At 70.0% G+C, this 14,025-nt stretch carries 11 protein-coding genes; 3 read left to right on the top strand and 8 right to left on the bottom strand.

Going from position 1 to position 14,025, the window contains the following annotated elements:
* Positions 1-64: 64 nt before the first annotated feature.
* The 8 genes from bioD to ileS all read right to left on the bottom strand — a co-directional run bounded on the left by bioD (position 65) and on the right by ileS (position 10,290).
* Entirely contained in the window at positions 65-742 is a 678-nt protein-coding gene (bioD, locus tag MPPM_RS12065) for a dethiobiotin synthase (protein WP_096485273.1), read from the bottom strand.
* A gap of 201 nt (positions 743-943) precedes the next feature.
* The gene (locus MPPM_RS12060) at positions 944-1,717 is read right to left on the bottom strand and encodes a ferredoxin--NADP reductase (protein ID WP_096485272.1); all 774 of its coding nucleotides are present in this window, start codon (positions 1,715-1,717) and stop codon (positions 944-946) included.
* A 169-nt stretch (positions 1,718-1,886) separates the two neighbouring features.
* A complete protein-coding gene (locus tag MPPM_RS12055) occupies positions 1,887-2,819 on the bottom strand; it encodes a ring-cleaving dioxygenase (protein ID WP_096485271.1) in 933 nt (310 codons plus the stop codon).
* Positions 2,820-3,002: 183 nt separating this feature from the next.
* On the bottom strand, positions 3,003-4,286 hold the full coding sequence (locus tag MPPM_RS12050; RefSeq protein WP_096485270.1) for a M16 family metallopeptidase: 1,284 nt from the start codon (positions 4,284-4,286) through the stop codon (positions 3,003-3,005).
* Between the two features lie 72 nt (positions 4,287-4,358).
* A complete protein-coding gene (locus MPPM_RS12045; RefSeq protein ID WP_096485269.1) occupies positions 4,359-5,741 on the bottom strand; it encodes a M16 family metallopeptidase in 1,383 nt (460 codons plus the stop codon).
* Between the two features lie 190 nt (positions 5,742-5,931).
* Positions 5,932-6,636, bottom strand: coding sequence for a hypothetical protein (locus MPPM_RS12040; RefSeq protein WP_096485268.1), 705 nt, complete (start codon positions 6,634-6,636; stop codon positions 5,932-5,934).
* A gap of 166 nt (positions 6,637-6,802) precedes the next feature.
* Positions 6,803-7,345 carry a signal peptidase II gene (gene lspA / locus MPPM_RS12035; protein ID WP_432419850.1) on the bottom strand — a complete coding sequence of 181 codons (543 nt, stop codon included), beginning with the start codon at positions 7,343-7,345 and terminating at the stop codon, positions 6,803-6,805.
* Complete coding sequence (gene ileS, locus MPPM_RS12030) at positions 7,315-10,290, bottom strand: isoleucine--tRNA ligase (protein ID WP_096485267.1); 2,976 nt, start codon at positions 10,288-10,290, stop codon at positions 7,315-7,317. Before ileS ends, lspA begins: the two co-directional genes overlap by 31 nt.
* A 497-nt stretch (positions 10,291-10,787) precedes the next feature.
* Here ileS and MPPM_RS12025 point away from each other — a divergent pair, with 497 nt between their 5' ends.
* Genes MPPM_RS12025 through MPPM_RS12015 form a run of 3 tightly spaced genes read left to right on the top strand, consistent with a single transcriptional unit; the run spans position 10,788 to position 13,856 of the window.
* Positions 10,788-12,176, top strand: coding sequence for a dicarboxylate/amino acid:cation symporter (locus MPPM_RS12025; RefSeq protein WP_017485652.1), 1,389 nt, complete (start codon positions 10,788-10,790; stop codon positions 12,174-12,176).
* 7 nt (positions 12,177-12,183) lie between these two features.
* The gene (locus tag MPPM_RS12020; RefSeq protein ID WP_096485266.1) at positions 12,184-13,101 is read left to right on the top strand and encodes an ROK family protein; all 918 of its coding nucleotides are present in this window, start codon (positions 12,184-12,186) and stop codon (positions 13,099-13,101) included.
* Positions 13,098-13,856 carry a hypothetical protein gene (locus tag MPPM_RS12015; RefSeq protein ID WP_096485265.1) on the top strand — a complete coding sequence of 253 codons (759 nt, stop codon included), beginning with the start codon at positions 13,098-13,100 and terminating at the stop codon, positions 13,854-13,856. The genes MPPM_RS12020 and MPPM_RS12015 overlap by 4 nt, the downstream gene beginning before the upstream one ends.
* Positions 13,857-14,025 lie beyond the last annotated feature (169 nt).

The following is a 14,025-nucleotide window of genomic DNA, read 5'->3' as shown; positions in this document are numbered from 1 at the left end:
GGGCTCGAACTCGGACGAGACGACGGTGACGGCCGCCGGCGCGCTGAGCAAGTCCGGCGTCGCCTCAGCCGAGCTCGGCGAGACCATCCGGAAAGGCGCCGCCGCGACGCAGGCAGACGACGGGCACACCGGCATGCCGCGCGATCTGCCCGGCCACCGTCTCGATGGATGTCGGCGCGCCTTCGCTCTCGCTGACCACGATCCCGACGAGCGGGATGCCGTGGGCCCGCAGCGTCTCGAGCGCGGTCAGCGCGTGGCTGATGGCGCCGAGATAGCTGCCGGAGACGAGCAGCGCCGGGATCTTTTGGGATTTCAGCCAGTCGAGGCCGGTCGCGGCCTCGGAGATCGGGCTCATCAGGCCGCCGACGCCCTCGATCACCACGGTCTCGCCCGCCTCGGCTTCGGCCAGACGCGCCCGGCACCAATCCACCAGCTCGGCCAGAGCGAGGCTGCGCCCCTCGCGGGCGGCGGCGAGATCGGGGGCCAGCGGCGCGGCGAAGCGCCAGGGCGAGCAGGCCGCCACCGTCTCCGGCGTCACAGCCAGCCCCTGCGCGGCGAGAAGCCGACCGGTATCGCTCTCGGTGAAATCGGGATGGTCGAGCGGGGGCACGCCGCTGGCCAGCGGCTTCAGGGCCCGCACCCGCCGGCCCTGCCGGCGCAGACGGTGGACGAGGGCGGCGGTGGTGTAGGTCTTGCCGATCTCGGTGCCGGCGCCGACGACGAACAGGGCGGGCGGGGGCATGGCGGACGGATCACTCGGATACGGGAACGGCCTCGTCCCACCGGCTCCTCATCCGGCGGTGCCCGCCGAAACGGGCCTTGCAGGATCATCCCGCTCGCGGGCGATCCCTGGAGCATCCTTCGCGGCGGCTTCGCCGCACCTCAGCTCGGGATGAGGCGATGAGGAGGGAGCGGCCGGGCCGGCCGCTCGCCGTTGGAAGGGCTACTTCTCGACGAAGGCCTTCTCGATCACGTAGTGGGCGGCCTCGCCGTGGTTGCCCTCCTCGTAGCCGAGGCCGGTCAGCATCTCGCGGGTGTCCTTGATCATCTCCGGCGAGCCGCACAGCATGAAGCGGTCGTTCTCGATCGACATCGGCGGCAGGCCGATATCCGCAAACAGCTTGCCCGAGGTCATCAGGTCGGTGATCCGGCCGCGGTTGCGGAACGGCTCGCGGGTGACGGTCGGGTAGTAGATCAGCTGGCTGGCGATCATCTCGCCGAGGAACTCGTGCTTTGGCAGCGTCTCGGTGATGGTCTCGCCGTAGGCCAGTTCCTGCACCTGGCGGCAGCCATGGACCAGCACGACCTTCTCGAAGCGGTCGTAGGTCTCCGGATCCTTGATGATCGACAGGAACGGGGCGAGCCCGGTGCCGGTGCCGAGCAGGTAGAGGTGACGGCCGGGCAGCAGGTTGTCGAGCACCAGCGTACCGGTCGGCTTCTTGCCGACCATGATCGGGTCGCCGACCTTGAGGTGCTGCAGCTTCGAGGTGAGCGGGCCGTTCGGCACCTTGATCGAGAAGAACTCCAGCTCCTCCTCGTAATTGGCCGAGACGACCGAGTAGGCGCGCAGCAGCGGCCGACCCTCGACCTCGATGCCGATCATCGTGAACTCGCCGTTGCGGAAGCGGAACGAGGGATCGCGCGTCGTGCGGAAGGAGAAGAGCGTGTCGGTCCAGTGATGGACGGAGAGGATGCGCTCCTCGTTGTACTTGCTCATCGGCCGCAGGTTTCCCGATTCTCGAAGCGTCGAAAGCGGGCTCTTCTCGCAGTTGCAGCATCCGCGTCAAGACGCAGCGCCGCCACAGCGCTCGGAATGTGGGTTTGTCTAGAACTGTTCTTGAAGCCGACGCATGCCTGCCCTGGCGAGGGTGCATCGCCGAACGAACCTAGAGCGGCTTCAGCCCCGCCTCGATCTCGGCCCGGCGCGGTTCGAGGAACGGCGGCAGGGCGAGACGCTCGCCCAGCGTTTCCATCGGTTCGTCGGTGGCGAAGCCCGGCCCGTCGGTGGCGATCTCGAACAGGATGCCGTTGGGCTCGCGAAAGTACAGGCTACGGAAGTAGTAGCGATCGACCGGACCGCTCGACGGCACACGCTGCTGCTTCAGCCGGTCGGCCCAGGCGTCGTAGTCGGCGTCCGGGATACGGAAGGCGACGTGATGCACGGCGCCCGCGCCCTGACGCGCCTGGGTCCCCGTGCCCTTGAGAAGCTGAACCTCCGCCGCCGGTCCGCCAGCGCCGGTCTCGAACACGCTCACCTCGCCCTCGGGCAGCTCGAAGGTCCGCGCGCGCCGGAAGCCGAGGATCTGCGTCAGCACCGCCTCGGTGCGCTCGGGCTGCGAGACCGTGAGGCGGATCGGTCCGAGCCCCCGGATCTGGTGCTCGGGCGGCACGGGGCTGCCGTTCCAGGGATGCGCCTCGCCCGCGCCGCCGTCATCGACGAGGCTGAGGCGCTGTCCCTCGCCGTCCTCGAAATCGAGGGTGAGACGCCCGTCCCGCTCGATCGCCGGATGGTGGCTCACGCCCTGGCGGCCGAAATGCTCGCGCCACCAGTCGAAGCTCGCCGCGCCGCCGACGCGCAGCAGCGTGCGCGAGATGCTGTCGGTGCCGCGCCGCTCGGGCGGCGCCGGCCAGTCGAAGAAGGTGATGTCGGTGCCCGGCGAGGCGCGGCCGTCGGCGTAGAAGAGGTGGTAGGCCGAGACGTCGTCCTGATTGACGGTCTTCTTGACGAGCCGAAGCCCCAGCACGCGGGTGTAGAAGGCGAGGTTGTCGGCCGCCTGTCCCGTGATGGCGGTGACGTGGTGGAGTCCGGTGAGCTGCATCGCGGGGCCCTCGCGCGGGAAGCGGGTTCGGCCTCCCCCAGATAGGGAGTTCGGGCGCGAGCCCAAGGCACCGGCTTCAGCCAGCCACCGTGCCGCGCTCCCAAAGTCTTGGGCAGAAATGAAAAAGGCCGGCAACGCGTTTCCGCATGCCGGCCTCGTCAAACCCGGATTGGGCAGGAACGCTTACAGTCCCGTCGGCCGCCCGGCGGCGACCACCAGCATCCGGCCGTCGCCCAGCGTGCGCGCGCCGGCCCGGCGGATGTCTTCCTGGGTCACGCTCGCCACGAGGTCGTTGCGGCGGGCGATGTAGTCCATGCCGAGCCCCTCGAAGGCGATCTGCACCAGCTGGTTGGCGATCTTGGTCGAGGTGTCGAAGCCGAGAGCGTAGGAGCCGGTGAGGTAATCCTTGGCCTTCTGCAGCTCCTCGTCGGAGGGGCCGTCGGTGATGAGGCGATGGATCTCGTCGCCGATCACGTCGAGGGCTTCCGCGACGCGCTCGTTCTTGGTGGCGGTGTAGCCCCAGGTCATGGCCACGCCCCGGTGCGAGGTGAGCGAGGTGCCGACCGAATAGGCCAGCCCGCGCTTCTCGCGCACCTCCTGGAACAGCCGCGAGGTGAAGGCGCCGCCGCCCAGGATGTGGTTCAGCACGTAGGCCGGGATGAAGTCGGGATCGCGCCACGCCACGCCGGGCAGGCCGAAGCGGATCACCGATTGCGGCACGTCGAGATCGACGACGATGCGCCGGCCGAGCTCGTTGATGGCCGTCGGCGGCACCGGCTTGAGCGGGCCGGCCTCGGGCAGGCCGCCGAAGGCGCGGGCGATCATGCCGGTGATCTCCGCCTCGTCGAAGGCGCCGACGGCGGCGACCTTCAGGCCGCCGCGGCCGATCACGGCGCGATGCAGGGCCACGAGGTCGTCGCGGGTGATCGCCGACAGGGTCTCGACGGTGCCGGCGGACGGCCGGCCATAGGCATGGCCTGGGAACGCCTCGCGGAAGTAGCGGCGGGAGGCCAGCACGCCGGGATCGTTCTGCTGGTAGCGCAGGCCGGCGATCATCTGCGCCCTCACCCGCTCGATGGCGGCCGGGTCGAAGCGCGGCTCGGCGAGGGCGAGGGCGAGAAGGCGGATCGCCTCGTCGGCGTGCTTCGTCAGCGTCTTGAGCGAGCCGCCGATGGAATCGGGGCCGGTATGGAAGCTCAGCTCGATCGCGCGGGCCGCGAGCGCCTCCTGGAAGGCGTCGGAATCGAGGTCACCCGCGCCCTCGTCGAGCAGCCGCGCCATCATCTGCGCGGTGCCCGCCTTGCCCTCCGCGTCCTGCGCCGCGCCACCCTCGAAGGTGAAGGAGAGCGCGATCATCGGCACCACCGGCGAGGCCACGTGCCACGCCTCGATGCCGGGGGCGGCCGCGAGCGGCAGCGCCTGGGTCGGCGTGGTCGCGGTGCGGGTGCCGGTCTCGGCGAGATTCATCGGAAGTTCCTTAAAGCGTCTTTTCGCAAACGGCGCCGCCGGCCCTCCGGCGGCGCGAAGAATCGAGGAAGGTCAGGCGACCGCCACGTCCGTCTCGCGGGCCTTGGTAAGGTAGCCGGTGACCGAGCGGGCGGGCACGAGGTAGCGGGCGGCCACCGCCACGAGCCGGTCGCGGGTCACCGCCTCGATCTCGGTCGGCCAGGCGCGCACCTCCTCGACGGTCTCGCCGATGGCGAGCGCCGAGCCGTAGATACGGGCGAGAGAGGACTGCGAGTCGGAGGAGTAGACCGTCTCGGCCACGAGCCGGATCCTGGCCCGTTCGATCGCCTCCGGATCGAGCGCCTCGGGGATGCGGCGCAGGACGCGGTCGATGTGCTCCTCCAGCGCCTCGAGCGTCACGCCCTCGGCCGGCACGGCGTAGACGGCGAACCGCGTGTCGTCGATGGCCGAGCCCATGTACCAGGCGCCGGCATTCACCGCGACGCCCATCTCCAGCACCAGCTTGCGGTAGAGGAACGAGGTCGCGCCGCCGCCGATCACCTCGGCGAGCAGTTCGAGGGCGTGGCCCTCGCCGTCGCGGGCGGTCATGCAGGAGGGGGTGAGATAGAGGCGCTGCAGGGTCGGCTGCTCGACCTTCGGGTCGGCCACCGCGATGCGGCGCATCGCCCGGGGCTCGGGCTCGCGCGGACGGGTCCGAAGCGGCCGCGCGCCCTGCGGGGCGACCCGGCCATAGGTCTCCTCGGCCAGCCGCCGCACCTCGTCGGGCGTGACGTCGCCGGCCACCACCAGGATCGCATTCTCCGGGGTGTAGAACCGCTTGTAGTAGTCGATGGCGTGGGTGCGGTTCAGTTCCTCGATCTCGTGCATCCAGCCGATGATCGGGATGCCGTAGGGATGATGCACGAACAGCGAGGCGGCCATCGCCTCGGAGAGCTGGGCCGACGGGTCGGTCTCGACCCGCATCCGGCGCTCCTCCAGCACCACATCGCGCTCGGGCGCCACCACGGCGTCGTCGAGGACGAGGCCGCTCATGCGGTCGGCCTCGAAACTCATCATCGTCGAGAGGTGATCGCGGGCGACGCGCTGGAAATAGGCGGTGTAGTCGTAGCTGGTGAAGGCGTTCTCCTGACCGCCGAGCGACGAGACCGCCTTCGAGAAGGCGCCGGCCGGATGCCGCTCGGTGCCCTTGAACATCAGGTGTTCGAGGAAGTGGGCGATGCCGGACTGCCCGATCGGATCATCGGCGGAACCGTTGCGGTACCAGATCATGTGGGTCGCCACCGGCGCCCGGTGGTCGGGCACCACCACGACGTCGAGCCCGTTGTCGAGCACGAAGGCGGAGACCTCCGGGCCGCCGGCCTCGGAGCGCCCGAACGGGGCGGCATCCACGCGGCCGGCGTGATTCAGGCCTCGCTGCGGTCCCACGGGCGCGATGGCCTTCCGGTAGAGGTGCATCCTGCTGTCCTTTGCGGGGGCCCTTCCGCCCTCCGCGCTTCCCGTCCCAAGAATCCCGGCATTGTCCCGAGATCGTATGTCGATGGCAAATCCCGTACCGCGCGGCGTGTCCGCGCGGTCACGGTCCGCCCGAATGCTCGACGAGCTCGCCGGCCCGGCGGAGTCAGCCGGGCCGCACGAAGACCCGCTCTCAGCGAGCGGACGGATTTCTCATATAGGCACGCGGGTCGGCCTCGTCGCGGTCGCTGATCGGACCGCCGACCGGGCCGCCCTGCGGCTTGGCGACCTTGACCGGTGCCTTGCGGTAGCCGGTGGGCGGATCGGTCAGCGCATCACGGTCGGGCTCGACCAGAGACGGCTCGGTCTTGTCGGGGGTGCCCTTGAGGAGCTCGAACGGGTTGAGCCAGGTCGAGGTGCGGGTGTCGCCCTCGCCGGGGGTGTTGGCCGGCCCGGTGAGGGCGCCGGCGCCCGCGCGGCGGCCGGCCTCCATCTCGTAGACCGAGAGCGTCTCGTTGTTGTCGTTCATGCGGCCCTGCGCGCCGCGCACGATCGGCTTCTTCGCCTCGACGGCAGCCCGCTCGCGCTGGATCAATTCGGGATCCTTGGGCCAGGACGGATCGGCTTGGCGCGCCCGGGGCACGGGGAGGCCGGCGGTCAGGTCTTCCTTGCCGCCGAGCTTCGGCGGCATGGCGAGCGGAGCGCGCTCGCGATAGGTGATGGCCGGGCGGTCCGGCTCGATCAGGCCGAGATTGCTCAGCGTGTCGCGCATGAACTCACCCTCGGCGCGGGCCGCGCCGGTGGCGAGGCCGGGCAGCAGGGCCGCGCCCAAGACCGCACTCAAGGCAAAGGGACGGATCGATCCGAAAGCCCGCGAGACGCTGCGCCGCCCGTTCATGCCATCTTCCCCAAGGTTTCAAGGACCGGCTCCGCCCGCTTTTCAACCGGGGCAGTCAGCCGTAGGGCGATTCGGCTTGAATCGCGTACCGAGACCTTCCGGATCGAGGTGAGCCGGGTTTCGGGCGAAGGTATGGCGCCTTGACGCAGCCGGGATGAACTTCGCGTCACGCCTGGGGATGACTGCCGTTCTCCGAGACGTCCGCGTGCGGGTCGCGTCCGGCGGGCCGCAGGCTGTCGAGGAGCAGGCCGATGACGCCCGCGACGATGGCCCCATCCGCCACGTTGAACACGTACCAGGACCACGTCCCGGCATGCAGGTGAACGAAGTCGAACACGGCGCCGTAGGCCGCCCGGTCGATGGCGTTGCCGAGCGCGCCGCCGACGATGAGGCCGAGGGCGACGGCGAGCAGCCGCGAGCCGGCCCGGCGCATCCACACCGACAGACCGATCGCGGCGACGAGCGAGACACCGACGAGCAACCAGCGCCCCAACCCGCCGTCCTGCTGGAACAGGCCGTAGGAGACCCCCCGGTTCCACACCACGACGAAGTCCGCGAACGGCGCCAGCCGCCAGGGCTGCGTCATCACGAGGTCGGTGCCGAAATAGAGCCAGAGCTTGGAGGCCTGATCGAGGACCAGCGTGGCCAGGGCCGCGATCAGGCCGGCGCGAACGGGGCTCACGCCGCCCCCGGATGGGCGGCGTCCCATTCCCGCAGGGCCTTCGCGTCGCGGGGCGTCACGTCCGGATAATCCGGATCGCTGCCGACCTCGGGCGTGACCCGCCAGGAGCGGGCGCATTTGCTGCCCGCGGCGCGCTCGGGCACCACCGCCACGCCCTTCACATCGTCGAGGCGGAAGGCCTCGACCGGGCCCTCGCCGGCACGCACCGTGATCGCGGAGGTGATGCAGATATCGGCGAAGTCCACGCCGTCGAGGGCACCGAGCAGATCGGCGTCGGCGACGTAGACGGCCGGGGCCGCCTCGAGGCTCGCGCCGATGCGCTTGGCGGCCCGCTCGATCTCGAGCGCGCCGGTGACGACGCGGCGGACCTTGCGGATCTTCTGCCAGCGGGCGGCGAGCGCGTCGTCGCGCCACGTGGCGGGCGTCTCCGGCAGGGTCTGGAGATGCACCGAGCCGTCCTGCGACGGGTACCGATCGAGCCACGCCTCCTCGGCGGTGAAGGCGAGGACGGGGGCGAGCCAGATCGTGACCCGGCGGAACGCCTCGTCGATCACCTGCAGCGCGGCGCGGCGGGTCACCGAGGAGATCGGATCGCAGTAGAGCGCGTCCTTGCGCACGTCGAAGTAGAAGGCCGAGAGGTCGCCGGTCATGAAGCCGTTGAGGAGCGCCACGATCCGCTTGGTGTCGAAGGTCGCGTAGGCCTCGCGGATCTCGCCGTCGAGCTGGGCGAGGCGATGCAGGATGAAGCGCTCAAGCTCCGGCATCTCGGTGAAGGGCACGTCGTCGCCGGGCACGCGGTGGGCGAGCGAGCCGAGCATCCAGCGCAGCGAATTGCGCAGCTTGCGGTAGGTCTCGGCGAAGGTTTTGACGATCTCCGGGCCGATGCGCAGATCGTCCGAATAATCGGCCGCCGCGACCCACAGGCGCAGGATGTCGGCACCCGATTCCTTGATGACGTTCTGCGGCGCGACGACGTTGCCGCGCGACTTCGACATCTTCTCGCCCTTGGCGTCGAGAACGAAGCCGTGGGTCAGCACCACGTCGTAGGGGGCAAAGCCCCGCGTGCCGCAGGATTCCAGCAGCGAGGACTGGAACCAGCCGCGATGCTGGTCGGAGCCCTCCAGATACATCACCGTATCGGGCCCGCCCTCGACCGCGCGGCGGATGCCGGCGAGACCGGGGAAGGCCTCCGGGTCATCGAGCACGAAGGCGTGCGTCGAGCCTGAATCGAACCAGACGTCGAGGACGTCCGTCACCTTCTCGTATTGCGCCGGATCGTGCTCGGGCGCGAGGAAACGCTCGGCGGCGCCTTCCGCAAACCAAGCATCCGCCCCCTCGGCGGCAAAGGCCTCGGCGATGCGGGCATTGACCCTCTCGTCGCGCAGCACCTTCCCGGTCTCGCGCTCGACGAAGACGGTGATCGGCACGCCCCAGGCGCGCTGGCGCGAGACCACCCAGTCGGGCCTCCCCGAGACCATGCCGTTGATGCGGTTCTTGCCCTGCGGCGGAACCCATTGCGTCTCCTCGATGGCGTGGAGCGCCGTCTCGCGCAGGGTCCGGTTGCCGAGCGAGTCCACAGGCCGGTCCATGGCGATGAACCATTGCGGCGTGTTGCGGAACAGCACCGGCTTCTTCGAGCGCCAGGAATGCGGGTACTGGTGGCGCAGCACCCCGCGGGCGACCAGCGCGCCGGTCTCGGTCAGCGCGGCGATGAGCGCCTTGTTGGCGTCGCCCTTCTCGCCCTTGGCGGTGAAGACGAAGCGGCCGGTGAAGCCCGGCGCCTCCCCCGTCAGCATGCCGTCGGCATCGACGGTGTAGGGGATGCGGGTGTCGATGCCGGCCTCAGTCAGGCGGCGGCCATGGGCCATCCACACCTCGAAGTCCTCGCGGCCGTGGCTCGGCGCCGTATGGACGAAGCCGGTGCCGGCCTCGTCGGTGACGTGCTCGCCGTCGAGCATCGGCACGGGGAAGCCGTAGCCGGGATCGAAGGCGTGCAGCGGGTGGGACAAGGTGAGACCGGCCAGGCGCGCCGCCGACACGTCGGCCACGCGCTCGTAGGCCTCGACGCGGGCGGCCTTGAACACGCCCTCGGCCAGCGCATCGGCAAGGATGTAGCGATCGCCGACCTTGGCCCAGTTGTCCTCGGCCGCTTCCGTGACGCGGTAGAGCCCGTAGGCGACGCGCTTCGAGTAGGCGACGGCGCGGTTGGCCGGCAAGGTCCAGGGCGTGGTCGTCCAGATCACGACGCGGGCACCGTCCAGCTCGGGGGCGGCTCCCTCCCGGATCGGGAACGCCACGAACACCGTGTCGCTGACATGCTCCTCGTACTCGACCTCGGCCTCGGCCAGCGCGGTCTTCTCCACCACCGACCACATCACCGGCTTCGAGCCGCGATAGAGCTGGCCGCTCACCGCGAACTTCATCAGCTCCGAGGCGATGCGCGCCTCGGCGGCATAGGCCATGGTCGAGTAGGGATGATCCCAGTCGCCGGTGACGCCGAGCCGCTTGAACTCGTCCCGCTGGATGTTCAGCCACTCCGCGGCGAAGGCCCGGCATTGCTGGCGGAACTCCAGCACCGGCACCTCGTCCTTGTTCTTGCCCTTGGCGCGGTACTGCTCCTCGATCTTCCACTCGATCGGCAGGCCGTGACAGTCCCAGCCCGGAACGTAGTTCGCGTCGCGGCCCAGCGCCCCCTGCGAGCGGACGACGACGTCCTTGAGGATCTTGTTGAGCGCGTGGCCGATGTGGATGTTGCCGTTGGCGTAGGGCGGCCCGTCATGCAGCACGAAGCGCGGGCGCCCCTTCGCGGCGGCGCGGATCTTCCCGTAGAGGTCGATGTCCTTCCAGCGCTCCAGCAGGAGCGGCTCGCGGGTCGGAAGCCCCGCGCGCATGGGAAAGTCCGTCTTCGGGAGAAACAGGGTCCGCGAATAGTCGCGGGCGGCCGCGGGGGCGGCGTTGGTCTGGTCGCTCATGGGTTCGGCAGAGTTCTCGTCGCGGGGGACGGCGATAGGGGAACGGGCGGAGGGCTTCACCCGGCATCCGGGGCGGCCGCAGGGGCGGCGCCTTACGCGGAGGCCGGGCCCGTAATTCGCGTCGCGCTGGGGATGAGGCCGAACATGCTGTGCTTCTAGAGCGCTCCCCGACCGAGGGGAAGGGCCAACGACGCGGGTCGGAACGATCGCGGGAGAGGCAGCCGGGCGCGGGCCCCACGTCCCACACACCGGCTTAATCCACCCTTGAACTGCGGCATCGGGGCGCCAGGCCCTTGCACAGCCACCGCTTCCTTGCCATCAGCCGCGCGCAAACGGGATCCGACGGGGCGCGAGGCCGCGCCGGTGAGCCCAAGGTGTCGTCAGTTACAAAGGCGACGCCGACTACCGAGGTGCGATTGAGCACTGAAACTAAACAGACTAGCGTCCGCGCAAAGCCGCCCGGGCGAGGCCGCGCGACACGGTATCGGTGAGGAAACATGGCCCATTCCGCTACGCATGAGGCGGGCGCCCCCGGCGCGCACGTGCCCTGGTACCGGGTGCTCTACATCCAGGTGCTGATCGCCATCGTGCTGGGCGTGCTGCTCGGCTGGTACGCGCCGGAATGGGGCAAGTCGCTCAAGTGGCTCGGCGACGCCTTCATCGCGCTGATCAAGATGCTGATCGCGCCGATCATCTTCTGCACCATCGTCCACGGCATCGCCTCGATCGGCGACCTGAAGAAGGTCGGCCGCGTCGGCCTCAAGGCTTTGATCTATTTCGAGGTGGTCTCCTCCCTGGCGCTCCTCGTCGGCATCATCGTCGGCGAAATCGTTCAGCCCGGTGCCGGCTTCGGCGCCGACGTGTCGAAGCTCGATGCCAAGGCGGTCGAGGGCTACGCCAACAAGGCGGCGGCGGATTCGACGATCGCCCACATCATGGCGATCATCCCGAAGAGCTTCTTCGACGCCTTCGCCACCGGCGATCTGTTGCAGGTGCTCCTGATCGCGGTGCTCACCGGCGTCGTGCTCACCGGCATGGGCGAGAAGGGCGCCGGCATCACCCGCGGCATCGACGCGGCGGGCCAGCTGTTCTTCCGCATCATCGGCCTCGTGGTGAAGCTCGCCCCCATCGGCGCCTTCGGCGCCATGGCCTTCACGGTCGGCCAGTACGGCATCGGCAAGGTGATCGACCTCGCTTGGCTGGTGGGCACGTTCTACACCACCTCGCTGGTGTTCATCTTCGTCGTGCTCGGCGGCATCGCGGCCTTTGCCGGCTTCTCGATCGTCCGGTTCCTGGCCTACATCAAGGACGAACTGCTGATCGTGCTCGGCACCTCGTCCTCCGAGACCGTGCTGCCGCACATGATGACCAAGATGAAGCGTCTCGGCGCCTCGGACTCGGTCGTCGGTCTCGTGATCCCGACGGGCTACTCGTTCAACCTCGACGGCACCAACATCTACATGACGCTCACGACCCTGTTCCTGGCGCAGGCGGTGGGCGCCGACCTCACGGTCGGGCAGTACGCGACGATCTTCCTCGTCGCCATGCTGACCTCGAAGGGCGCCTCGGGCGTGACCGGCGCGGGCTTCATCACGCTGGCGGCGACGCTGGCGGCCATTCCGGGCAACCCGGTGCCGGTGGCGGCGATGACCCTGGTGCTCGGCGTCGACAAGTTCATGTCGGAATGCCGCGCGCTCACCAACCTCATCGGCAACGGCGTGGCTACCATCGTCGTCTCCCGCTGGGAGGGCGAGCTCGACAAGAACAAGCTCGCCGAGGTGATGGCGCATCCGGTCTCGATTGGTACCGAGATCTCGGACGAGGCCCCCGAGGGCCCCGGCGAGGATGCGCCCCCCACCGCTCCGAAGGCCGTGGCGGCGCAGTAAATCCGCCTTGGCTTCCGAGCGGTTGCGGATCGGGATCGATCTCGGCGGCACCAAGATCGCCGGGATCGCCCTCGACGCCGAGGGGGCGACGCGCGCGGAAGTCCGCGTGCCGACCCCGCGGGGCGACTATGCCGGAACCCTCGACGCCATCGCCGGCCTCGTCGCCGCGCTGGAGCGGCAGGCCGGCACGAGGGAGGCGAGCGTCGGCGTCGGCATGCCCGGCGCGGTCTCCCGCGCCACGGGCCTGATCAAGAACGCCAACTCGGTCTGGCTGAACGGCCGGCCGTTCGCGGAGGATCTCGCCGCCCGGCTCGGCCGCCCGGTGCGGGTCGAGAATGACGCCAACTGCCTCGCCGTCTCGGAGGCGGTGGACGGGGCCGGTGCAGGTGAGACCCTTGTCTGGGCGATCATCCTCGGCACCGGCGTCGGCTCCGGGATCGCCCTGCGGGGGCAGGCACTGACAGGCCGCAACGCCATCGCCGGGGAATGGGGCCACAATCCCCTCCCCTCGACCCGCGACGACGAGCGCCCCGGCCCCGCCTGCTATTGCGGCCGCCACGGCTGCATCGAGACCTGGCTCTCGGGACCCGGCCTCGCCGCCGATTTCCTCCGATGCACCGGCGAAGCAGCCTCCGGCGAGGCGATCGTCGCCCTGTCGCGAGCCGGGGATGCGGCGGCGACCGCGGCGATGGCGCGCCATCGCGACCGGCTCGGGCGCGGCATCGCCCACGTGGTCAACATCCTCGATCCCGACGTGATCGTGCTCGGCGGCGGCCTCTCCCGGGTCGAAGGACTCGCCGCATCTTTGCCGGAGGCCATCGCGCCGCACGTCTTCTCCGACGCCTTCGACACGCCGGTGCGGGCGAGCCGGCACGGCGACGCGTCGGGCGTGCGCGGTGCGGCTTGGCTCTGGGGAACGACATGATCGCTTGGCTCCGCCGCCTGCTCGGCCAGGACCGCCCACCCCCGCTGCCCGTGGCTGTTTGGGAGCCGGAACCGCCTCCGCCCCCCGTGCCGGCCTGGGAGCCGAAACCGCAGCCGCCGCGACAGCGCAGCGAGGCGGAGATCGACGCCGTCGAGGCGGCCCTGAACGGCTTGATCGCGGCCGGCCTCCGGCTCGGGCCCCACTACGAAGGGATGGACCGGCGCGCAGTAGCGCGGGCGATGGCGGAGCATTCCGAGTTCGCCGTGGGCGACGGCAACGAGACCCTGCCGCTGACGGAGCGAAGCTCGGACGCGCTCTCGATCGACATCCTGTGGAGCTATCGCGCCCTCGCCGACGCGATCGAGGACGAATTCGCCAACGCGGCGATCTTCGAAGATCACTGCTACGACGGCGCCGACGAGGAGACCTACCGCGCGCTGTTCACCCGGCTGATCGATCTGGCCGGAGTCTGGACCGGCGGCGTCACCGTGTCCCGCGTTCCGGGCCTCGGCCCCTACGGGCACGGCTTCCGCGTCGCGTTCGAGACGCAGCCGCCGATCCCGTCCCTCACCTTCCCCGCCGACAAGAACTTCGATTGGAGCCTGCTCGAACGGCTCGATGCGTGCCGGCCGGCCGGGGAGACGCGCCGCTTCCGGGTCGCGGCCGATGGCGGGGCCGGGCTGGTGCTGTTCGTCGAGAATGCCGAAGCGCGGGCGATCGCACTGCGCCTCGGCTGGGGGCCGGACGACCTTTAGCGTCAGCCGGCCTATCGGTTGCAGCCCCCCGACCATCCTCATGCTGGGCTGCTGCGCGGCATGAGGAGCGACGCGCTTGGCAGATCCACCTCAGACAGCCTCGAAGGGCTGCTGCATTCCGCGGCGCGGTCAATCAGCATTGACTTCACCCGCCCGCCTCCCGAAAACC

Origin of the sequence: Methylorubrum populi (assembly GCF_002355515.1) — a bacterium.
GTDB classification, from domain to species: Bacteria; Pseudomonadota; Alphaproteobacteria; order Rhizobiales; family Beijerinckiaceae; genus Methylobacterium; species Methylobacterium populi_A.
The sequence above is the reverse complement of the archived record's forward strand: the minus strand, read 5'-3'. Positions and strand labels throughout refer to the sequence as shown.